This is a genomic window from Methylobacterium sp. SyP6R (assembly GCF_019216885.1).
In the GTDB taxonomy this organism is placed as follows: Bacteria; Pseudomonadota; Alphaproteobacteria; order Rhizobiales; family Beijerinckiaceae; genus Methylobacterium.
This window is the reverse complement of the sequence record NZ_JAAQRC020000001.1, coordinates 5,690,160-5,711,459: the sequence shown is the minus strand read 5'-3', so window position 1 is coordinate 5,711,459 and position 21,300 is coordinate 5,690,160. Positions and strand designations below refer to the sequence as shown.

Here is a 21,300-nt window from a genome sequence, read left to right as displayed (position 1 = left end):
ATCGGCGGCGGGCCCGGCGTGGATCTCGATCATGCGCGTCTCCCGCGGCGCTTGCTGAGGCTGTCCCGGCTCGCCGGTGCCGGCCGACCCTTGCGGGGGCCGCCACGGGCCGGCGCGGGGGCACCGGCCCGGCCGCCGCTGCCGGCGATCTCGAAGCGCAGAGCGCCGGCCACCGGTGCGGCCTCCATCAACTGCACCTCGACCTTGTCGCCGAGGCGGAAGGTCTGGCGGGTGCGCTCGCCGACGAGGGCGTGGCGGCCCTCCTCATGGCGAAAGTAGTCGGCGCCGAGCGTCGAGATCGGCACGAAGCCGTCGGCCCCGGTCTCGTCGAGCTTGATGAACAGCCCCGAGCGGGTCACGCCCGAGACCTGCCCCGAGAAAGTCGCGCCGACCCGGTCGGCGAGGTGATGGGCGATCAGCCGGTCGATGGTCTCGCGCTCCGCCGCCATGGCGCGGCGCTCGGCGGCCGAGATCTGCTGGCCGATCTCGGCGAGTTCGCCGGTCTCCGTCACCGCCGGCAATCCGTCGGCGCCGAGACGAAGCGCCTTGATCAGGGCCCGGTGCACGATGAGATCGGCGTAGCGCCGGATCGGCGAGGTGAAGTGGGCGTAGCGGCGCAACGCCAGCCCGAAATGACCCGCGTTCTCCGCGGCGTAGACGGCCTGGGCCTGCGAGCGCAGCACCACCTCGTTGAGGAACAGCTGATGCTCGCTGCCCTCGACCATACCGAGGATGCGGTTGAACAGGGCGGGCCGGAGGTTGGCCTCCTTCGGCAGCTTCAGGCCGATCGAGGCCATCACCTCGCCAAGCGCCCGCATCTTCTCCAGCGAGGGCTCGTCGTGGACGCGGTAGATCAGGGCCTGGCGCGCGGATTCCAGGACTTCGGCCGCCGCGACGTTGGCCTGGATCATGAACTCCTCGATCAGCCGGTGCGCGGCGAGGCGCTCCGGAACGATCACCCGGTCGACCCCGCCCTCGGCGTTCAGGATGACCTTGCGCTCGGGCAGATCGAGCGCCAGGGGCCCGCGGGCGTCACGCGCCGCCGCCAGCGCGTCGTAGGCGGCCCAGAGCGGACGCAGCACCCCATCGAGGAGCGGGCCGGTGATCTCGTCGGGCCGGCCGTCGATGGCGGCTTGCGCCTGCGCATAGGCGAGCTTGGCGCGCGACCGCATCATGACCCGATGGACGCTGTGGCGGAGCTTCCTCCCCTCCGCCGTCACGATCATGCGGACGGCCAGAGCCGGCCGGTCCTGGCCCGGGCGCAAGGAACAGAGGTCGTTCGAGATCCGCTCCGGCAGCATCGGCACGACCCGGTCGGGGAAATAGACCGAGTTGCCGCGCAACAACGCCTCGCGGTCCAGCGCGCTGCCGGGCCGGACATAGGCCGCGACATCGGCGATCGCCACCGTGACCACGAAGCCGCCCGGATTGGCCGGATCGGGATCGGGCAAAGCCATCACGGCGTCGTCGTGGTCCTTGGCATCCGGCGGGTCGATGGTGAGGAGGGGCAGCTCACGCCAGTCCTCGCGGCCCTCCAGCCCGACCTCGCGGGCGGCCTCGGCCTCCGCCAGCACCTCGCGCGGGAAGACGTGCGGGATGCCGTGGGCGTGGATCGCGATCAGGCTGACCGCCTTCTCCGAGCCGAGGCTGCCGAGGCGCTCCTTGACGCGCCCCTGCGTCAGCCCGAACCGGTCCTCGCGGCCCAGCGTCACGGTGACGAGGTCGCCGTCGAGGGCATCGCCCTCCCCGCCCGGCGGCACCGCGATCTCGCGCCCCTGCGCCTTCTTGTCGACGGGCACGATCCGCCCGCCCCCGGCCGGCAGCGCCCGGAACACGCCGAGCGTCTCGGCCTTGTTGCGGCCGATCACCTTGATGACCCGGCCGATGTAGCGCCCCGGCGCGTCGCCGTCGGGCTCGATCTTCAGGAGTGCCCTGTCGCCCGTGCCGGGGGCAGGGCCGTTGGTGCGGCGCCCACCGCGCGGCATGAGCACGGTGATCAGGGGCGCGGGCCCCGCTTCCGGATCCCATTGCGCCGGGCGGGCGACCAGTTCGCCGTCGCGGTCGCGGCGGCTGTCGATGTCGGCGACGACGACCGGCGGCAGGCGTCCGGCCTTGCGCAGGCCGGCCCGGTCCTTCTCGATCGCGCCGTCCTCCTGCATCTCCTTGATGAGGCGCTTCAGCTCGATCTTGTCGGAGCCCTTGATGCCGAAGGCCTGGGCGATCTCGCGCTTGCCGACCTTCTGCGGCGACTCCTCGATGAAGGCGAGCACGGCCTCGCGGGTCGGCAGGACGGCGTGCGCCGGTTTCGGGTGAGTGCCCTTGGGATGAATTCTCTTGGCCAACAGTCGATCCAGGCGGCGTGACGCGACGGCTCCCCGGCGGGCAAGCCGCAGCCGCGAGCATGAAATATGGGATGAGTGCGGCTGCAGGGCAACGCCGGGGTTCGGCGGTCCCCGATTGCTTCACCGAGGAGCGTCGGTATCCGCGCCGAGCCGGGCTTCGGCCCGTGCCGGATCGATATCTCGCTGCATCGGAAAAGCCAATCACCGAAGATGGGCCTCAGGTCGCGGCATGACGAGGCGGCGAGCGAATCGGTCGAGACAGCGCACCGAAATCGATCGCCAATGTCAACGTCAGCATATGGACAATATTTTCTCACTCACATCATGTTGACGACGTATCGCGCGCATCGGCTGATCGGGCAGGCCGAATCGGCCGGGATCGATCGGACGCCATGACAGAGATTTCGACGACCAGGATGGTCTCCACCCTGCCCTCTCCCCGCATGAGCCGGCGCCGGCTGTTCCAGTCGGGCGCCGTCCTGGCAGGCGCCGCCCTCGGCAGCCGGATTCCCGGAGCGATGGCCCTGGACGGACCGCAGCCTGGACCGCAGCCGCGCGGGCTCGACGCCCTGGCGCGCGACCTGCACGGGCGGCTGATCCGCCCGGGCGAGCCGGGCTTCCTCGTCGCCGCCTGGCCGAACAACAGCCGCTGGGCCGACATCGCCCCGGCGGCGGTCGCCCTCTGCGTCGACGATCACGACGTCCGCGCCTGCATCGACTGGGCGCGCCAGGAGAACAAGCCCTTCGCGGTACGCTGCGGCGGGCACAACTACGCCGGCTTCTCGACCACGCCCGGCCTGCTCATCGACGTGAAGCCGATGGCCAGGATCGACTTCGACATAAAGACCGGCCTCGTGACGATCGGAGCGGGCGCCAGCAACCAGGACATGGCCGACGCCTTCCGCGCCACCGGCCTCGCCGTCCCCTCCGGCCGCTGCCCGACCGTGGGCATCAGCGGGCTCACGCTCGGCGGCGGCTGGGGCTTCTCGGCGACGCGCAACGGCCTGACCTGCGACGCCCTGCGGGCGACCGACGCGGTGACGGCGGACGGCAAGCTGCACCGGACCATCGCCGCCACCGGCGACGACGCGCTCCTGTTCTGGGCCGCCCGGGGCGGCGGCGGCGGCAACTTCGCCGTGCACACCTCGTTCACCTACGAGCCGCATCCGGTCTACGACGTGACGGTGTTCAACATCGTTTGGCCGGCCAGGCACCAGATCGAGCTGATGCTGGACCTGCAGGACATCCAGCTCGACAATCCTCACTTGATCTCGACCCGCAGCAAGCTCGTGCCGACGACCGGCGGCAAGGTGGAGCGCGGCAGGCTGGGGGTTCAGACCCTCGGCCAGTTCTTCGGCCCGCCGGACCAGCTGAGGGCGCTGATGGACCGCCCCCTCTCGCGGTCGAGGCCGATCGTCGCCGAGATCAACGGCATGAACTACTGGAGCGCGCGGGACTACCTCGTCACCGACGATCCCGGCGGCCTCTACGACATCCGGTCGAGCTACGTCGCCGGCCGGCTCCGCGGCGACGCCATCGACACGATGATGACGTGGATGGAGAAGTGGCCCGGCGGCTCGCTGCTGCAGCAGAACATGGGCATCCTGTTCGCGGCCGGCGGCAAGGTGAAGGAGGTCGGGCCCACCGACACGGCCTACGTCCACCGCGATTCCGACTTCATCCTGGAGATGGAGGCGTCGTGGAGTCCGCTCGACACGCCCGACACCGTCGCGCGGCAGCTGGCCTGGCTGACCGAATACTTCGCGGCGATGCAGCCCTTCGTGCGGCCGCAATCCTACGTCAACTTCCCGAGCCGCGACCTGCCGAACTGGCTCAAGGCCTATTACGGCCAGAACGTCGACAAGCTCTGCGCGGTGAAGCGCCAATACGATCCGGACAACGTGTTCAAGTTCCCGCAGAGCGTCCCGCTCACGCCGCCGGCATGAGCGGCGGCAGCCGGCCTCCCCGTTACGCCGTGGAAGCCGGTTCGCCGGGAATGCCGTACATCAGACAGCACCGCTCACGTGCGGCTCCGCTCCTTCCCACCTGCGACCTCGTCCTGAGGTGCGAACGGAGTGAGCCTCGAAGGAGGGCTCCAGGGATCGCAGAGGCTTCTAAAGCCCGCCTTCGAGGTCGGTCGACCTGCGATCGTGCGCGATCTCCGATCGCCGACACCTCAGGATGAGGTGGAGGATGGGACAGCCTATGGCCAGCAGGCTACAGGCCGCCGTCGTGGGCAATGGCCGGACATGAAGAAGGGGCCGGATCGCTCCGGCCCCCTCCCCAACGTCAAAACCGAACCCGGCTCAGAGCGAGTAGTAGTTCACGAACTCGATCGGGTGCGGGGTCATCTCGTAGCGCATCACCTCGGTCATCTTCAGCTCGATGAACGAGTCGATGAAGTCGTCGTTGAAGACGCCGCCGGCCTTGAGGAACTCGCGGTCGGCGTCGAGGCTGTTGAGCGCCTCACGCAAGCTGCCGCACACGGTCGGGATCTCCTTGAGCTCCGCCGGGGGCAGGTCGTAGAGGTCCTTGTCCATGGCCGGACCGGGATCGATCTTGTTCACGATGCCGTCGAGGCCGGCCATCAGCAGGGCCGCGAAGGCGAGGTAGGGGTTCGCCATCGGGTCGGGGAAGCGGACCTCGACGCGCTTGGCCTTCGGCGAGGTCGTCCACGGAATCCGGCACGAGGCCGAGCGGTTGCGGGCCGAGTAGGCCAGCAGCACCGGCGCCTCGTAGCCCGGGACCAGGCGCTTGTAGGAGTTGGTCGACGGGTTGGTGAAGGCGTTGAGCGCCTTGGCGTGCTTGATGATGCCGCCGATGTACCACAGACATTCCTGGGAGAGGTCGGCGTACTTGTTGCCGGCGAAGACCGGCTTGCCTTCCTTCCAGATCGACTGGTGGACGTGCATGCCCGAGCCGTTGTCGCCGTAGACCGGCTTCGGCATGAAGGTCGCGGTCTTGCCGTAGCTCTGGGCGACGTTGTGGATGCAGTACTTGTAGATCTGCAGGTGGTCGGCCATCAGGGTCAGCGTGTCGAACTTCATGCCCAGCTCGTGCTGGGCCGAGGCGACCTCGTGATGGTGCTTCTCGACCTTGACGCCCATCGATTGCATGGCGGCCAGCATCTCGCCGCGCATGTCCTGGGCCGAATCCTGCGGCGGGACCGGGAAGTAGCCGCCCTTGACCTGGACGCGGTGGCCGAGGTTGCCGCCCTCGTACTCGGTCTGGCCGTTGATCGGCAGTTCGACGGAGTCCAGCTTGAAGCCGGTATGGTACGGGTCGGCGGAGAAGCGGACGTCGTCGAAGACGAAGAACTCGGCCTCGGGGCCGACGAAGATGGTGTCGCCGATGCCGCTGGCCTTCACGAAGGCCTCGGCCTTCTTGGCGATGCCGCGCGGGTCGCGGCTATAGGGCTCGCCGGTCGAGGGCTCGAGCACGTCGCAGACGATCGACATGGTCGAGGCCGAGAAGAACGGATCCATGCAGGCGGTCGCCGGGTCCGGCATCAGCAGCATGTCGGATTCGTTGATCGCCTTCCAGCCGGCGATCGACGAGCCGTCGAACATCGTGCCCTCGGCGAAGATGTCCTCGTCGACCAGCGACACGTCGAAGGTGACGTGCTGCCACTTGCCCCGCGGATCGGTGAAGCGGAAATCGACGTACTTGACGTCGTTTTCCTTGATTTCCTTGAGGACGTCCGTCGCGGTCTTAGACATTCTCGTTTGACCCCTTCCTAGAGCGGCGGCTGGGCCGCCACAAAGCCGCGGTCCTGGATGTCAGGCCGCGGTTTTCGTCGTCGCAGATGGAGGCGGCAGGTGATGGAGACGGGGCGTCAGGTCGCGCCTTCGTCAGATCGCATCCTGGCCGGTCTCGCCGGTGCGGATGCGGATCGCTTCCTCGATCGAGGAGACGAAGATCTTGCCGTCCCCGATCCGGCCGGTCTGGGCGGATTTGCGGATCGCCTCGACGGCGCCGTCCACCAGCGTGTCGGGGAGCACGATCTCGAGCTTCACCTTGGGCAGGAAGTCGACCACGTACTCGGCGCCCCGATAGAGCTCGGTGTGGCCCTTCTGGCGGCCGAAGCCCTTGGCCTCGATCACCGTGATGCCCTGAAGGCCGACCTCCTGCAGGGCCTCCTTCACCTCGTCGAGCTTGAAGGGCTTGATGATCGCTTCGATCTTCTTCATGCCGGGCGGGCCTGGTCTGCAACGGTTCCGGCGGCATTCCTAGCATCGCGCCGCGCCGAAAACCACGGGGGATTTCCCCGGACCGGACCGGTAATGCCTAATATATAAGCAATCGCTGCGCGTTTGTTGCGCAATCCGCCGTTCTAGCGCCTGGCGCCGCAGCAAAGCTGTCGCGCCCGGGCGCCTCTGGGAGTCTGACGCGATGGCCGGGACCGAGCTCATCACCACCGCCGAGATGCGCCGCGCCGACGACGCGGCGATCCGCGCCGGCACCCCGGGCCTGACCCTGATGCACCGAGCCGGCGCGGCTGTGGCGGAGCGCGCCCGGGCACTGACCGGCGAGGGCCGCATCCTGGTCCTGTGCGGACCGGGCAACAACGGCGGCGACGGGTTCGTGGCCGCCAGGGTGCTGGCCGAGGCGGGCCGCGAGGTGGAGGTCGCCCTGCTCGGGAACCGCGACGCGCTGAAGGGCGACGCCGCCGCGGCGGCCGCCGAGTGGACGGGCCGGGTCGCCGATGCCGCCGAGGCCGCGCCCACGGGCTACGCCCTGGTTGTCGACGCGCTGTTCGGCGCCGGCCTGTCGCGGCCGCTCGACGGCGCGGCGGCGTCCCTTGTCGAAAGGCTCAACGGGGCGGGCGTGCCGGTGCTGGCGGTCGACGTGCCCTCGGGCCTCGACGGCGATACCGGAACCGCCGGCGGCGCCGTGGTGACGGCAACCGAGACGGTGACCTTCTTGCGGCGCAAACCCGGCCACCTGCTCCTGCCCGGCCGGCGCCTGTGCGGCCCGGTGACGGTCGCCGATATCGGTATCCCGGACGCCATCGTGGCGGAGATCGGCCCCCAGGCCCACGTCAACGGGCCGGACCTCTGGGGCGCCGCCTTCCCGCGCCTCGCGGAGGACAGCCACAAATATACCCGCGGCCACGCCGTGGTTCTCTCGGGCCCGGCCCACCGGACCGGCGCGGCGCGGCTCGCCGCCCGCGGCGCCCTGCGGATCGGCGCCGGCCTCGTCACCGTGCTGTCGCCGACGCCGGCTCTTCCGGAGAACGCCGCCCAGCTCACGGCGATCATGCTGAAGCCTTGCGACAGCGCCGACGACCTCGACGACACGTTGACCGACGAGCGCCTGAACGCGATCGTCGCCGGCCCGGGCCTCGGCACCGGCGCCCCGACCCGCGACCTCGTGCGGGTCGCCGCGGAATCCGGCCGCGGCCTCGTCCTCGACGCCGACGCCCTGACGAGCTTCTCGGCCAAGGCCGACGACCTGGCGGAGATGATCGCGGCGGGCGACGCCCAAGCCGTCGCGACCCCGCACGAGGGCGAGTTCGCCCGCCTGTTCAAGGGCGTGGCGGCGGTACCGCTGAAGGGCTCGAAGCTCGTGCGTGCCCGCGCCGCCGCATCGGCCCTCGGCGCCGTCGTGGTGCTGAAGGGACCCGACACGGTGATCGCCGCCCCCGACGGCCGCGCCGCCATCAACCCGAACGGCACGCCCTGGCTCGGCACTGCCGGCAGCGGCGACGTGCTGTGCGGCTTCATCGGCGGCCTGCTCGCCCAGGGCATGACGCCCTTCGACGCGGCGTGCGCCGCGGTCTGGCTGCACGCGGCGGCGGCACGCCGGCACGGGCCCGGCCTGATCTCGGAGGACCTGCCGGAGATGATGCCGGGGGTGCTTCGAGACGTGCTGGAGGGACTTGAGCCGGCGTGAGGGCCCGCTCCGATCGCCTCCCTGCGTCGTCGTCCCGGTTCCGCTGCGCGGCTTCACGACGATGGAGGGGGTGAAGCCGGCCTTCCGCGTCGACCACGCCCTCAGAGTTCCATCAGGTCGCGTCCGACGACGATCTCGCCCTTGAAGTGCGGCCGCACCGCGTCGAGCCAGACCTCGTCCTTGATGAACGGGTAGCCGCCCGGCACGAAATGCGAGAGGACCAGCGTCTTCACGCCGGCCTCGGTCGCCACGCGCCCGACCTCCTCGGCGGTGGTGTGGCTCGCGATCAGGTGCTCGCGCAACGTCTTGGCGTTGGGCTCGGTGGCGATCAGCTTGTCGAGCTCGGGCAGGTACATGACCTCGTGGACGAGGATGTCGGCGCCCTTGGCGAGCGCGATCAGGTTCGGCGAATAGCGGGTGTCGCCCGAGATCACGATCGACCGGTCGGGACAATCGAAGCGGAAGGCGAAGGCCGGCTCGACCGGCGGGTGCTGGACCAGGGCGGCCGTGACGCCGACGCGCTCGTCGCGCATCACCTCTCCGGGTCCGGTGATCTCGTGCGGCACGATCAGGTCGGCGAGGGGGGGCCGGCCCTCGTCGGCCATGCGGGTCTTGATGTCGTAGTCGTTGAGGTCGAGGAACTGGCGCGTCATCCGGACGAGCGGGGGCGGCCCGTAGGTGTTCACCCGGTGGGCGAGGTCGGTCGCCCAGGCGAGCAGGAGCACGTTGCCGTAATCGGCGTTGTGGTCCGAATGCTGGTGGGTGAGGAACACCGAATCGAGCGATCCGAGCTTCAGCTTCGCCAGCACCATCTGCCGGCCGGTCCCGTTGCCGGCATCGACCAGGTAGGTGTGGCCGTCGACCACGATGGCCTGGGCCGGCGCGGCCCGGTTCGGCTTCGGCGTCGGCCCACCGGCCGTCCCGAGCAGGATCAGCCGTGAACGCCGTGCGGCGGGGGCCGGCGCCTGCGCCGCGGCGCCCCCGGCGGGGAGGAGCGCTGTCAGGGCCGCGGTACTCAAGGCCGCGGTACTCAAGGCCGCGGTGCCGCCGAGGATCGTCCGCCGGGTCGGGAGAAGGGTGTCGTCGGGCATCGTGTCTATCCGCGTGTCGCTGCGTTAGGCCGTCCTTCGCTCGTCCAGGACGGCGGCCGACCCGTCAAGGCGCGTAGGCCGCCCTCGCGCGGCCGCCGTCTCGGACCAGGAGCGACAACGTGCTTGGTTCGTGCGAGAGCACGCAGCGAGGCCCTATCGGAGCGGGACGGGGCAGGGCAGCCCTCGGCGTGAGGGCAAGGTCGGAGCGGCCGGCTGGGTGAGGTGGCATGGGCGTGCGGCGCCGGCCGTGACCTCCGGCGAAGAGCGGGATGGATGATGGTCCGAAATCGCACCGCATCACGCCGGACGCGGGCCGGACGCGGCCTGCTCCTGTGCTGCGCGCTCTTGGTCTCGGCTTGCACGGATGACGACGGCGCGGCGCGGCGGCGCGCGCTCGGCGATCGTCCCGGTCTCGATGCGGCGTTGCGCGCCGCCGATCCGCGCCGGGGCAGCCGCCTGTTCGGGCAATGCGCCGCCTGCCACACCATCGGCCCTGGCGCGGGCGACCGCGACGGCCCCAACCTCTTCGGCGTGATGAACAAGCCCGTCGCGAGCACAAGCCCGCGCTACGGCTACACGGCGGCGCTCAGCGCCCTGGGCGGCATCTGGACACCGGAGGCGATGGACCGGTGGCTCGCCGATCCGACAAGGGTTGCGCCCGGAACGCGCATGCATTTCGGCGGGCTGCCCGATCCCCTGGACCGTGCGGATGTCATTGCCTACCTGCAATCGCAGTCGGCGGCCTCCGCCTCGACGCGCTGACGGGCGCGAGGCGGGCCGGCGCCCAGCTTGCGCGCATTGAGGCAGCGCAAGGATGGCCGGCCGGGCCGGGTGCAGGACAAGGTGTCCCTCCCGAGGAAGCCAGACCCATGCTGTGGACCGCCGCTCTCCTGCCCGTCTTTGCCGCCCTGTGCCTGGCCAAGGGCGATCCGGGCCGCACCCTGGGCTGGCTCTGCCTGATGAGCGTGCTGGTACTGATCGCCTGTTCGAGCGTCGTCCGACTCGCCCTGCCGCGGCCCCGCTGATCGTCAGGGGCGGCTCACGCATTCAGGCGGCGGAGCGCCGCCTTGTCCTGGAGCAGGACGGTGCGGCGATGAGCCGGCAGCGCGATGATGCCGTCCCGCTCCAGCTGGGTCAGGGTGCGCGACACGCTCTCGATCGTCAGGCCAAGATGGTCGGCGATGTCGGTCCGCGACATCGGCAGCGCGATCGCGCCGTCCGTCCCGGCCCGCTCCGCGAGCCCGAGAAGGAAGCTCGCGACGCGCTCGCGCGCCGACTTGCGGCCGAGCAGCATCATATGGTCCTGCGCCCGCTCCAGCGCCCGCAGCATCGCCGCCACCACCTCCTGGGCGAGCGCCCCGGCCGCACCGGTCAGGGCATCGCGGTCGCTGCGGCGAAAGGCGGCGAGCGTGGTGTCGATGACCGCGTCGGCACCGGTCCGCCGTTCGGCGCCGGCCTCGAGGCCGAAGATGTCGCCCGGGAGATGGAACCCGTCGATCTGGCGGCGCCCGTCGCTCAGGAGCCGGTAGGTCCGCACCGCGCCGGACACGACCTTGTAGAAATGCACGACGCGGTCGCCCTCGGCGTAGATCTCCTCCTCGGCCTCGCAGCGGCGGCGCGCCCCCGCCTCCGCGCCGTCCTGCCGGCTCCGGAGGACGGATGCGGCATCGAGCACGGGGCCGAGGCCGGCGTTGGCGAGCGCGAGCTGCATGGGGGTCCCTCGTCCGAATCGCGTGTGACGAGGCCATGGCTACGGCACGGGGGCGTTGCGCGAAATTCCGGTACAGCGCTTAAGGGGTTTCCCTGAGGCGACAGGCTTCCCTACGGCCTCGTGCCTCAGGGCGAAGCCGCGAGGGCGGCGTGGATGCCGGCGAGCAGCGACCCGTCCTCGAAGGGCTTCTCCACCACCTGTCGGAAGCCGGCCCGCACCGCCCGCTGCCGCAGTTCCTCCGTGAGCCGGCCGGTGACCAGGATGGCGGGCAGGCCGACGCGGCGCTCCCGCAGCCGGACGACGAGCGCGACGCCATCCATGCCCGGCATGTGATAGTCGACGACCAGGCAGCCCGCTCCGGGCAATCCGGTCTCCCCGAGCAGGTGCGCGGCGTCCGCGTAGAGGCGCACCTCGTACCCTTCGAGCTCGAGGGCGAATTTGAGCGAGCGCCGGACGGCCTCGTCGTCGTCGACGACGAGGAGCGGTCCTCTCGGGACGGGAACGACCGACTTGTCCGGCATGGCCGATTGTGCTGGCATGACCGCCCTTGGAGCGCCCTGGATTCCGACCACCCGGACGATAAGCCGGGCCACTCCGCCGGGTCGTTGATCTGTCTCAAGCGCCGGCAGTTCACCCCAACGCCGGAACCTCGGCGGCCTCGCGCGCCGAGGGGGACCCGACCGCCGGGATGTCGCGCAACGAGATCACCCCGACCACGTCGTCGCCGCGCATCACCGGCAGGTGCCGGAACCCGCCGGCGATCATGAGGCGGTGCGCCTCCGCGAGGCGCGCCTCGGCGTCGATCGTCTGTGGATCGGGCGTCATCACCTCCCGCACGAGGGTCAGCATCGGGTCGCGGTGGCCCGCGACGACGCGGACGGCGATGTCCCGCTCGGTGATGATGCCGACGAGCCGCCTGGCCTTCATCACCACGAGGGCGCCGATGCCGTAGTCCCGCAGGCGGTGGCACACGCTCGCGACGGTGAAGCTCCCGCTCACGCCGCGCACGGGACGGCCGGCGAGGACGTCGAGGAGGGTTCGGTTGGGCATGGGGCGACCTCACGCGGATTCGGGGCGGTCGTCGACGCCCCCGGACGGCAAAAAAGGCCGGGCACCCTCGCGAGAGGAGCCCGGCCCGCACGCTGCATCGGGTTTGTCCGTCCCGGCCTCCCCTCGCGCCCGGACGGCACGTCCGCAGACCGCATCCCGATCGGCCGATCCGATGCAGCGGCCCGTCCCGTTTACCGGCGGCCGGCGGGGCGGCCTTGATCCACCTCAAAGCCTCCGGCGCGGCCCGGCCGGCGCGAACCTGGCCGGCGAGACGACGATTGCGCTGGATCAATGCACGGCCGCCAGCGCTCCCGGACCTTCGGGACATGGGGGCCGGACGTCACGCGGCCCGCGGGGGCGGGGACACGACATGCTGGTCGATACGGGTTCGGGCGAGAGATCGATCGAGTGGTCCATGCAGCCCTGTCACCGCGGGCGACCGGCGCTTCCTTGCGCCGATTGCGCGGCGCGCCCGCTCGGCGTCTGCTCGGTCCTCGCCCCGCCCGAACTGGCGGAGTTCGAGGCGCTGAGCCAGCACCTCGCCCTCGACAAGGGCCAGGCCTTGTTTCGCCAGGCGGAGCCGGGCGACGCGGTCTACACCGTGATCGAGGGCGCCTTGCGCCTCACCCGCCTGCTGCCCGACGGCCGGCGCCACATCACGGGCTTCTCGCTGCCGGGCGACTTCCTCGGCCTCGCCCTCGAGGAGCGCCACTCCGTCTCCGCCGAGGCTCTCGGCCCGGTCGTGGCCTGCCGCTTCGGACGAGAGGACTTCGCGGCCCTGCTGGAAGCCAAGCCCCACTTGCTCATGAGCGTGCACGAGCGGGCCGGCACCGCGCTGCGGCTGGCACAGGACCAGATGCTCCTCCTCGGGCGCCGCACCGCCGAGGAGAAGGTGATCGCCTTCCTCCTCGGCCTGCGGGACCGCTACGCCCGGTCGGGGCGAAGCTCCGTCACGGTCGAGCTGCCGATGGGCCGCCAGGACATGGCCGACCATCTCGGGCTGACCATCGAGACGGTCAGCCGGATGCTGACCCGCCTCGACCGCCAGCACCTCGTCCTGATCGTTCCGGGCGGCGTGCGCCTCCTGGACGTGGAGCGGTTGGCACGGCTCGCGGCGATCTGAGCGTCAGTGGCACATCAGACAGCAGAGCGGCGCATCCTGGAGGATGTCCCGGGTCACGCCGCCCAGGAGCCATTCGCGCAGCCGCGCATGCCCGTAGCCGCCCATCACCACGAGATCCGCGTCGTGACGCTCGGAAAAGTGCAGGATCTCGCCGGCAACGGTCCGGTTGGGCGCTTCGAGCGCATGCGCGGTGACGTGCGCGCCGTGGCGGGCCAGGAGGTCCGCCACCTCCCCGGCGCCCTCGTGGGAGGCCTCGCGACCGACGCCGACGACGAAGACCTGATCGGCGCGGGTGATGAACGGCAGGGCGGCCGTCACCGCGCGGCGCGCCTCGGGGGCGTCCTTCCAGGCGACGACGATGCGGGCGGCCGCGAGGCGATCGATCCCCGGCGGCACGACCAGGACCGGGCGGCCGACCTCCATCAGCACGGGACCGGGCGCGGCCCCGAGCGCGCCAGCGCCGTCCCCGCGCGGGTCGCGCCCGACCACCACGAGGTCCGCTCCCCGCGCCTGCCGGACCAGGAAAGCCTCGGGCCCGGCCTCGATCTGCCGCCATTCGGTGCGGAGCGCCGAGCCGGAACTCCGCGCGAAGATTGTCCGGGCCTCCGCCAGGTCGTCGACCAGGGCGGCCCGCTCCTCGGCATAGGCGTCCTGCGCCTCCAGGATGTCGCCGACCGGCGCCGGCGTGTCGATGGTCCGGGCGGCGATGCCGATGAGGCCGGCCTCGAACCGGCCGGCGAGATCGGCCGCGAGACGGACGCGGTCGCCCGCGCTCCGTCCGAGGTCGAGAGAGACCATGATGCTGGCGATGGACATCTGAGAACCCGGGATCGCGGCGTGATCGTCGGGAAGACTATTTCGATCGCCGCCGGCCCGGCCTTGTGCTGGATCAAAACCGCACGGGCCGGCGGACGTCAGCCGCCCAGCGGCGAGGGCACCGGCGACACGCCCTGCGCCTCCGCCGCCGCCCGCTCGGCCGCCAGCGCCCGAGCATAGGACGGCTCCTCCTTCAGCCCGGCCCAGTAGGCGCGAGCGAAGTCCGGCAGCTCGTCGGCGAGCCCGGCGAACTCGGCCAGCATCAGGGCGTAGCCGATGCTGATGTCGGCGGCGGTGAAGCGGCCGGCGCAGACGAAGCGGCGATCGCCCAGACCCACGCCGAAGCCCTTGAGCCGCGACAGGAACCAGCGGGAATAGTCCTCGACGAGGCCGGGATTGCGCCGCTCGGGCGGCTCGAACCGGCCGTAGCGCAGAACCAGGGTCTGCGGGAAGGTCAGGGTCGCCTCGCCGAAATGCAGCGCGTTGAGGTAGCGGCCGTATTCCGCCTCGTCGGAGCCCACGCCGAGCCCCCCGGCGCCGTGGCGCGCCGCGAGGTACTCGCAGATCGCCGCCGATTCGGTCATCCGCGTCTCGCCGTCCTCGAAGAGCGGGATCGTCCCGAGGGGGTTGAGGGCGAAGTACTCCTTGGCACGGACCCGCGGCGGGAACGGCAGCATCGCCAGTTCGTAGGGCAGATCCAGCGCCTCCAGGGCCCAGAGCGGCCGGAACGAGCGGGCGCCGACGCAATGATGCAGCTTCATGGTGTCACCAGCGGGCAGTGGCCGCTCTTGAGCGGCCGGAAGGCCTGGTCGGCGGGGATGGTCGAGACCAGGCGGTAATAGTCCCAGGGGCCCTTCGACTCCGAGGGCTTCTTCACCTCGAACAGGTACATCGGATGGGTCACCCGCCCGTCGGCCCGCACCTCGGAGCGGCCGAACAGCGGGTCCTCCGCGGGCGCCCTCCGCATCTCGGCGGTCACCGTGGCGGGGTCCTTGCTGCCGGTCGCCTTCACGGCCTTGAGGTAGTGCATCATGCCCGAATACACGCCGGCCTGGACCATGGTCGGCATGCGGCCCTTGTGGCGCTCGGCGAAGCGGCGCGACCAGGCACGGGTGCCGTCGTCGAGGTCCCAGTAGAAGGCCTCCGTCAGCACCAGGCCCTGGGCCACCTTGAGGCCCAGGGAATGCACGTCGCTCAGGAAGACAAGCAGGCCGGCGAGGCGCTGCCCGCCCTCCGCGACGCCGAACTCGGCGCCCTGCTTGATGGTGTTGATCGTGTCGCTGCCGGCATTGGCCAGCCCGACCACCTTGGCCTTCGAGCCCTGCGCCTGGATCAGGAACGAGGAAAAGTCGTTGGCCGCGACCGGATGGCGGACCGAGCCCAGCACCTTGCCGCCGTTGCGCTCCACCACCTCCGACACGTCGCGCTCCAGCGCCTTGCCGAAGGCGTAGTCGGCGGTGATGAAGAACCAGGTATCGCCGCCCGAGCGCACCATCGCGCCGCCGGTGCCGTTGGCGAGCGCCCAGGTGTCGTAGGTCCAGTGGATGGTGTTGGGCGAGCAGAGCGCGCCGGTGATCTCCGAGGCGCCGGCGCCCGAATTGATCATCAGCCGGTTCTTCTCGCGCACGATCTGGTGCACGGCGAGCGCCACGGAGGAGAACGGCACGTCGAGCACCACGTCGAGGTCGTCGCGGTCGATCCACTGGCGCACGATGCCGGCGCCGACATCCGGCTTGTTCTGGTGGTCGGCCGACAGGACCCGGATGTCGAAGTCCGGGTTCTGCGCCTTGAAGTCGGACGCCGCCATCTCGGCCGCCACCACCGAGCCCTCGCCGGCGAGGTCGGAATAGGGCCCGGCGCGGTCGTTCAGCACGCCCAGGGTGACGCGGGTCGAGGCGGCCTGGGCCTGGGCGAGGGTGAGGAGGGAGGCGGCGGCGAGCGCCAGGATGCGAAACGGTCGGCGGAGATGGCGTATCGGCATGGTGTCCTCCCGGTGGTGTCGCCGCATCCGGTCGTTGGTCGCCGGATGCTCCATGAATCTCCGTCGTCATCCCGGGGCCGCGCAGCGAAATCCAGGATGGCGGCGTGTGTCTGAGAGCCTGATTGCTCGATTCAGGCCCTCGAACCCACCCGCGACCTCATCCTGAGGTGTCATTCCATCGCAGATGGACTGACCTCGAAGGAGGGCTCCAGAGGTCTCAGCGATTCCTGGAGCCCTCCTTCGAGGTCAGCCGATTTTCAATCGGCTAACGCCTCAGGATGAGGTCGCGGATGGGGGGCAGAATTCTCTTGTTAGCCTCCGATATGGAGCGATCATGAGGCCGGGACGATCGTCACGCCCCTCCCCGCTCCCTGAGCGCTCGCCGGATGATCTTGCCCGTCGCGGTCATCGGCAGTTCCTCCACGAAGGCGACGTGGCGCGGGTATTCGTGGGCGGCGAGACGGGTGCGGACGAAATCCTGGATCTCGCGTCCTAAGTCCGGCGTGCCCGCGACGCCGTCCTTGAGCACGATGAAGGCCTTCACCGCCTCGGTCCGGACCGGGTCCGGCACGCCGACGACGCCGCACAGCGCGACGGCGGGGTGGCGAAGCAGGCAATCCTCGATCTCGCCCGGCCCGATCCGGTAGCCGGACGAGGTGATGACGTCGTCGTCGCGGCCGACGAACCACAGGAAGCCGTCCGGGTCGCGCCGGCCGAGATCGCCGGTGATCAGCCAGTCGCCGACGAATTTCTTCGCCGTGGCCTCCGGGTTCTGCCAGTAGCCGAGGAACATCACCGGGTCGGGCCGACGCACCGCGATGTGGCCGGTCGTGCCGTCCGGCACCTCGCCCCCCTCCCCGTCGATGATGCGGACATCGTGGCCCGGGACCGGCTTGCCCATGGCGCCGGGCCGGGCCGGAAACAGGTCGGCGCAGGAGGAGACGACGAGGTTGCACTCGGTCTGGCCGTAGAACTCGTTGATCGGCACGCCGAGCACCGTCTCGCCCCAGGCCAGCATCTCCGCCCCCAGGCTCTCGCCGCCGCTGCCGACCGAGCGGAGGTTCAGGCCCGGATAGGGCGTCGCGCGGGTCTGGCGCATCATCTTCATGGCGGTGGGCGGCAGGAAGACGTTGCGGACCTCCTGACCGGCCATCAGCCGGAACGCCGCCTCCGGATCGAACTTTTTTGCCCGATGGGAGACGACCGGGACGCCGTGATGCAGGGCCGGCAGCAGCACGTCGAGGAGGCCGCCGATCCAGGCCCAGTCCGCCGGGGTCCAGAACCGGTCGCCCGGCTGCGGCAGGAAGCGCTGGGGCATCTCGACCCCCGGCAAATGGCCCAGCAGCACCCGATGGGCGTGGAGCGCCCCCTTCGGGTCGCCGGTGGTGCCCGAGGTGTAGATGATGACCGCCGGGTCGTCGGCCGCGGTGTCGACAGGGGTGAAGGCGTCGGAGGCCCGGGCGCACAGCGCATGGAAGTCCTCCGCACCGTCCTCCGCTCCGTCGATGCAGTAGACCCGCTCCAGGTCGGGGAGCGCGTCGCGCAAGCCCGCCAGCAGCACGGCCCCGGCCCGATCGGTCACCACCGCCTTGGCGCCGCTGTTGCCGAGGCGGTAGGCGAGCGCGTCCGGCCCGAACAGCACGAAGAGCGGGATGGTGATCAGCCCGGCCCGGAAGCCGGTGATGTGGGCAATCGCCGTCTCGGGCGATTGCGGCAGCAGCACGCCGATCCGGTCTCCGGGGGCGAGGCCGTGCGCGGCGAGCACGTTGGCGAAGCGGTTCGACAGCCGGCGCAGGTCGTCGAAGCCGTAACGCTGCACGGCGCCGTCGTGGTCGAGATGGATCAGCGCGAGCGGGTTGCCCGGGGCGTGCCGGTCGCAGACGTCTGTGCCGATGTTGTAGCGGGCCGGGATCCGCCAGCGGAAATTCTTCACCAAATCGGCATAGGTGTCCGCGCGCTGCAGCATCGGCGTGTTCCACCCGTGATCGTTACGTGGACCGTTCGGCGGTCCTTCGATTGAAACGATCGTTCATTCGTTTTTGGGTGTCAACACGGGTGGGGGCGGGATGCGCGACCGGGATAGCAGGGGGGCGCGTGCAATCATGACCATGTCCGCGTCCCATCCGCGACCTCATCCTGAGGTCGCGGGTGGGACGGATGGAGGATGAATGATCCCCCTCACCCGCCCTTCACCGCCCCGGCCGTCAGCCCGGCGACGATCTGGCGCTGGGCGAAGACCGTCAGCACCAGCACCGGCAGCGTCACGATCAGCGCCGCCGCCGCGAGCGGCCCCCAGCTCAGCTGGTCGAACGAGATCATGTTGTAGACCGCGACCGGCAGGGTGCGGGTCTCGCGCCCGGCGAGCACGATGCCGAAGACGAAGTTGTTCCAGGAGAAGATCACCGCCAGGATCATCGCCACGGCGATGCCGGGCTTGGCGATCGGCAGCGCGACGTAGCGAAAGACCTGCCAGCGGCTGGCGCCGTCGATCACCGCCGCCTCCTCCAGTTCCAGCGGCGTCGTCTCGAAATACCCGATCATGATCCAGATCACGATCGGCACCGTGACGACGAGGTGGATGATGATCTGCGGCCAGAGGGTGCCGAGGAGCCCGAGCCACTGGAACAGCAGGAAGAGCGGGATCAGGTAGGACAGGCCCGGGGTGATGCGGGCGACCAGGATCACGACTGCGGCCTTGGCGGCCTTCATCCGGGCGATGCCGTAGCCCGCCGGCACCCCGACGAGGAGCGCGAGCAAGGTCGCCGTACCGGTGACCAGCAGGCTGTTGACGAAATAGGTCGAGAACCGGTTCGATTCGAGGACGTCGGTGTAGTTCTTCCAGGCGAAGCGCTCGGGGATCAGCACCGGTGGATAGGCGGCGTTGTCGATCTCGTACTTGACCGAGAGCGACAGCATCCAGACGAAGAACAGGATCACCGGCGAGACGATGACCAGGACGGCGAAGAGCAGGGCGGCCTGCTTGAGGAGCCAGCGCCAGTTCATGCCACCGCCCCTTGCGTGCGCTTGCGGACCACCAGCAGGGCGGCGGCGAGCGCGATGATGAGGAGGAAGAACACCACGGCGATCGCCGAGCCGTAGCCCACGTCGTAATAGGCGAAGGCGACACTGTAGAGATAGATGTTGATCGTCTCCGAGGCGGTGCCTGGTCCGCCTTGGGTAATGGCGAAGATGATGTCGAAGCTCTTCACCGCGTCGATCATCCGGATCATCGCGGCGACGAACAGGAACGGGGCGACCAGCGGCAGGGTGATGTGGCGGAACATCTGCCAGATCGAGGCGCCGTCGATCTGCGCGCTCTCGTAGGGCTCGGTGGGCAAAGCCGCGAGGCCGCCGAGCACGATCAGCATCACGAGCGGCGTCCATTGCCAGGTCTCGACCAGCACCAGCGACGGGATCACGGTCGCCGGATGGAACACCCAGAGCTGGGGGGGAATGCCGACAAGCGACAGGAGATAGTTCAGCACCCCGAGCTGGGGGTGGAACATCATGGTCCAGACCAGCGCGATGGCGACGGGGGTCGCCATCATCGGCAGGATGAACACGCCGCGCAGGAAGCCGCGCAACGGGAACTTGGCGTGGAACACGCAGGCCGCCAGCGTTCCGAGGATGAGCGGCAGCACCACCGAGAGCGCGGTATAGACCAGCGTCTGCCACACCGCATCGAGGAAGCGCGGATCGGTCGGCAGCCGCGTGTAGTTGGAGAGGCCGACGAAGGCCGGCGCCGCGCCGACCTTCCATTCATGCACGCTCATCCACAGGGTGAAGGCCCAGGGGAAGACGATCACCCCGACGACGACGACGAGGGCCGGCACCACGAAGGGCCAGTAGCCCGGGGGGCGCCAGCGGGCGGGCACGGCCTCGTCGGCCGATGACAGGTCGTCCGCTGGCGATGCGAGGCCGGCCCGCGCCATCAGGCCTTCTCGCTGCGCTCGAGGATCGGCCGGTACTGCTCGGCCGCCTTCTTCAGCTCGACCGCCGGATCGGCCCCCGACAGGGTGGCGGTGACGGCGGAGCCGACGATGTCGCGGAACTCCGCCACCGGCACCACGACCGGCAGGCCGAGCTTGCTGATCTTGGCCGAGCCGATCACCGAATCGAGCCACTCGCGCGGCATCTTCACGCCCTGCTGGACCTCCGCGTCGCTGAGGATCGAATCGCGGAACGGCACGCCGCCGCCCGCCTGGAGCAGGCGCCCGCCCATCAGCTTCGACACCGCCCATTGGCAGTAGAGGTAGCCCGCCTCCTTCTTGGAACTCGCCGCCGCAACGCCGATGCCGTCGCCGTAGGTCGCCGAGGCGTGGTCCTTCGGTCCCTTCGGCACCACCGCGTAGCCGACCTTGCCGACGACGCGGGAGGCGTTCGGGTCTTCGAGCGGCGGCGCCCAGCCGACGCCGTCGAGCCACATCGCGGCCCGCCCTTGCGTGAAGGCCGCCATCGACTCCATCCAGTTGAAACCGACGACGCCGGGGGGCGCGGTCTTGGTCAGCAGGCGCTGGTAGAGCTTGGTCGCCTCCACGGCCTCCGGGCCGTCGATCAGCAGGTTGCCCTTGTCGTCGAGGAAGCGGCCGCCATAGGCGAGGAAGAATGCCCCCCACAAGGCCATGTTGGCGTTGCGCAAGCCCCGGCCGACGAAGCCGTAGGTGCCGGCCTTCGGGTCGGTCAGGGTCTCGGCCGCCCGCATCATGTCGTCGAAGGTTTCGGGATAAGCGACGTTCTTCTTCTGGAACAGTTCCTTGTTCCAGTACAGAATGAAGTAATCGACCGAGAGCGGCAGCGAGCGCATCTCGCCGTTCGGGGTCTTGGCATATTGCAGACCCGCATTGCTGAAATCGGCCTCCTTCAGGGAGGGTTCGGTCAGGTTCGGGTCCTTCATGAACCCGGAGAGGTCGGCGAGCCAGCCGGCCTTGTCGAACTGGCGCTTCTGCACGTGGTAGCTCAGATGCACCACGTCGAAGCTCGGCCGGCCCGAGGTCAGCTCGATGACGATCTTCTGGCGCTGCTGCTGCTCGGGGATCACCTCGGAGGAGACCTTGATCCCGGTGAGCGCCGTGAACTCGGCGGCGCTGCGGTGGAGCAGGTCGCCGCGCGGGCCCTTGATCAGGTTGACCTCGAGGGTGGTGCCGGCGTGCTTCTTCCAGTCCACGGCCGCGAAGGCCGGTCGAATGTTCAGGGATCCTGCGCCGATCATCCCGAGACCGGCCGCGGCGGCGCCGGATGCCAGGAGGCTGCGACGGCTCGGGCCGCCGCGAGAAATCTCGCCCATCGTTTCC

Annotated in this window: 19 protein-coding genes; 5 read left to right on the top strand and 14 right to left on the bottom strand. The window is 70.1% G+C overall.

Translation table 11 applies throughout. The features are described 5' to 3' along the window. Positions 1-29: 29 nt before the first annotated feature. Positions 30-2,342: a ribonuclease R gene (gene rnr, locus HBB12_RS26270; protein ID WP_236992060.1), complete on the bottom strand. Its 2,313-nt coding sequence runs from the start codon at positions 2,340-2,342 to the stop codon at positions 30-32. A gap of 392 nt (positions 2,343-2,734) precedes the next feature. Between rnr and HBB12_RS26265 the strand changes: the two genes are divergently transcribed. Further along, complete coding sequence (locus HBB12_RS26265) at positions 2,735-4,288, top strand: FAD-binding oxidoreductase (RefSeq protein ID WP_236992059.1); 1,554 nt, start codon at positions 2,735-2,737, stop codon at positions 4,286-4,288. A gap of 360 nt (positions 4,289-4,648) precedes the next feature. Here the strand turns inward: HBB12_RS26265 and glnA are convergent, their stop codons facing one another. Both glnA and HBB12_RS26255 read right to left on the bottom strand, forming a co-directional pair. Beyond that, the gene (gene glnA / locus HBB12_RS26260; protein WP_236992058.1) at positions 4,649-6,061 is read right to left on the bottom strand and encodes a type I glutamate--ammonia ligase; all 1,413 of its coding nucleotides are present in this window, start codon (positions 6,059-6,061) and stop codon (positions 4,649-4,651) included. Positions 6,062-6,193: 132 nt separating this feature from the next. Further along, entirely contained in the window at positions 6,194-6,532 is a 339-nt protein-coding gene (locus HBB12_RS26255; RefSeq protein WP_060845473.1) for a P-II family nitrogen regulator, read from the bottom strand. Between the two features lie 202 nt (positions 6,533-6,734). Here HBB12_RS26255 and HBB12_RS26250 point away from each other — a divergent pair, with 202 nt between their 5' ends. Continuing rightward, positions 6,735-8,237: an NAD(P)H-hydrate dehydratase gene (locus HBB12_RS26250; RefSeq protein WP_236992057.1), complete on the top strand. Its 1,503-nt coding sequence runs from the start codon at positions 6,735-6,737 to the stop codon at positions 8,235-8,237. Between the two features lie 101 nt (positions 8,238-8,338). On the opposite strand, the gene HBB12_RS26245 is transcribed toward HBB12_RS26250, so the two are convergent. After that, positions 8,339-9,328, bottom strand: a complete 990-nt coding sequence (locus HBB12_RS26245; protein WP_236992056.1) for an MBL fold metallo-hydrolase — start codon at positions 9,326-9,328, stop codon at positions 8,339-8,341. A gap of 273 nt (positions 9,329-9,601) precedes the next feature. Here HBB12_RS26245 and HBB12_RS26240 point away from each other — a divergent pair, with 273 nt between their 5' ends. Further along, a complete protein-coding gene (locus tag HBB12_RS26240; protein ID WP_236992055.1) occupies positions 9,602-10,090 on the top strand; it encodes a c-type cytochrome in 489 nt (162 codons plus the stop codon). A 107-nt stretch (positions 10,091-10,197) separates the two neighbouring features. Continuing rightward, on the top strand, positions 10,198-10,353 hold the full coding sequence (locus HBB12_RS26235) for a hypothetical protein (RefSeq protein ID WP_236992054.1): 156 nt from the start codon (positions 10,198-10,200) through the stop codon (positions 10,351-10,353). 14 nt (positions 10,354-10,367) lie between these two features. Here HBB12_RS26235 and HBB12_RS26230 read toward each other — a convergent pair whose 3' ends face one another. From HBB12_RS26230 to HBB12_RS26220, 3 genes are all read right to left on the bottom strand, one after another. Next, positions 10,368-11,039, bottom strand: a complete 672-nt coding sequence (locus tag HBB12_RS26230; protein WP_236992053.1) for a helix-turn-helix domain-containing protein — start codon at positions 11,037-11,039, stop codon at positions 10,368-10,370. A gap of 125 nt (positions 11,040-11,164) precedes the next feature. After that, positions 11,165-11,578, bottom strand: a complete 414-nt coding sequence (locus HBB12_RS26225) for a response regulator (protein WP_236992052.1) — start codon at positions 11,576-11,578, stop codon at positions 11,165-11,167. Positions 11,579-11,669: 91 nt separating this feature from the next. Beyond that, a complete protein-coding gene (locus tag HBB12_RS26220; RefSeq protein WP_236992051.1) occupies positions 11,670-12,089 on the bottom strand; it encodes a CBS domain-containing protein in 420 nt (139 codons plus the stop codon). A gap of 415 nt (positions 12,090-12,504) precedes the next feature. Here HBB12_RS26220 and HBB12_RS26215 point away from each other — a divergent pair, with 415 nt between their 5' ends. Further along, positions 12,505-13,212 carry a Crp/Fnr family transcriptional regulator gene (locus tag HBB12_RS26215; protein WP_236992050.1) on the top strand — a complete coding sequence of 236 codons (708 nt, stop codon included), beginning with the start codon at positions 12,505-12,507 and terminating at the stop codon, positions 13,210-13,212. A gap of 3 nt (positions 13,213-13,215) precedes the next feature. On the opposite strand, the gene HBB12_RS26210 is transcribed toward HBB12_RS26215, so the two are convergent. The 7 genes from HBB12_RS26210 to HBB12_RS26180 form a co-directional block, all read right to left on the bottom strand. Further along, positions 13,216-14,028, bottom strand: a complete 813-nt coding sequence (locus HBB12_RS26210) for a universal stress protein (protein WP_236992049.1) — start codon at positions 14,026-14,028, stop codon at positions 13,216-13,218. 98 nt (positions 14,029-14,126) lie between these two features. Then, entirely contained in the window at positions 14,127-14,789 is a 663-nt protein-coding gene (locus HBB12_RS26205; RefSeq protein WP_236992048.1) for a glutathione S-transferase family protein, read from the bottom strand. Then, positions 14,786-16,009, bottom strand: coding sequence for an ABC transporter substrate-binding protein (locus tag HBB12_RS26200; protein ID WP_236992047.1), 1,224 nt, complete (start codon positions 16,007-16,009; stop codon positions 14,786-14,788). Before HBB12_RS26200 ends, HBB12_RS26205 begins: the two co-directional genes overlap by 4 nt. A 352-nt stretch (positions 16,010-16,361) precedes the next feature. Next, positions 16,362-17,975, bottom strand: a complete 1,614-nt coding sequence (locus HBB12_RS26195) for an acyl-CoA synthetase (RefSeq protein ID WP_236992046.1) — start codon at positions 17,973-17,975, stop codon at positions 16,362-16,364. 212 nt (positions 17,976-18,187) lie between these two features. Beyond that, the gene (locus tag HBB12_RS26190; protein ID WP_048462165.1) at positions 18,188-19,012 is read right to left on the bottom strand and encodes a carbohydrate ABC transporter permease; all 825 of its coding nucleotides are present in this window, start codon (positions 19,010-19,012) and stop codon (positions 18,188-18,190) included. Then, positions 19,009-19,941, bottom strand: a complete 933-nt coding sequence (locus HBB12_RS26185; protein WP_236992045.1) for a carbohydrate ABC transporter permease — start codon at positions 19,939-19,941, stop codon at positions 19,009-19,011. Before HBB12_RS26185 ends, HBB12_RS26190 begins: the two co-directional genes overlap by 4 nt. Beyond that, the gene (locus tag HBB12_RS26180) at positions 19,941-21,293 is read right to left on the bottom strand and encodes an ABC transporter substrate-binding protein (RefSeq protein ID WP_442919322.1); all 1,353 of its coding nucleotides are present in this window, start codon (positions 21,291-21,293) and stop codon (positions 19,941-19,943) included. The genes HBB12_RS26185 and HBB12_RS26180 overlap by 1 nt, the downstream gene beginning before the upstream one ends. Positions 21,294-21,300: the final 7 nt, after the last annotated feature.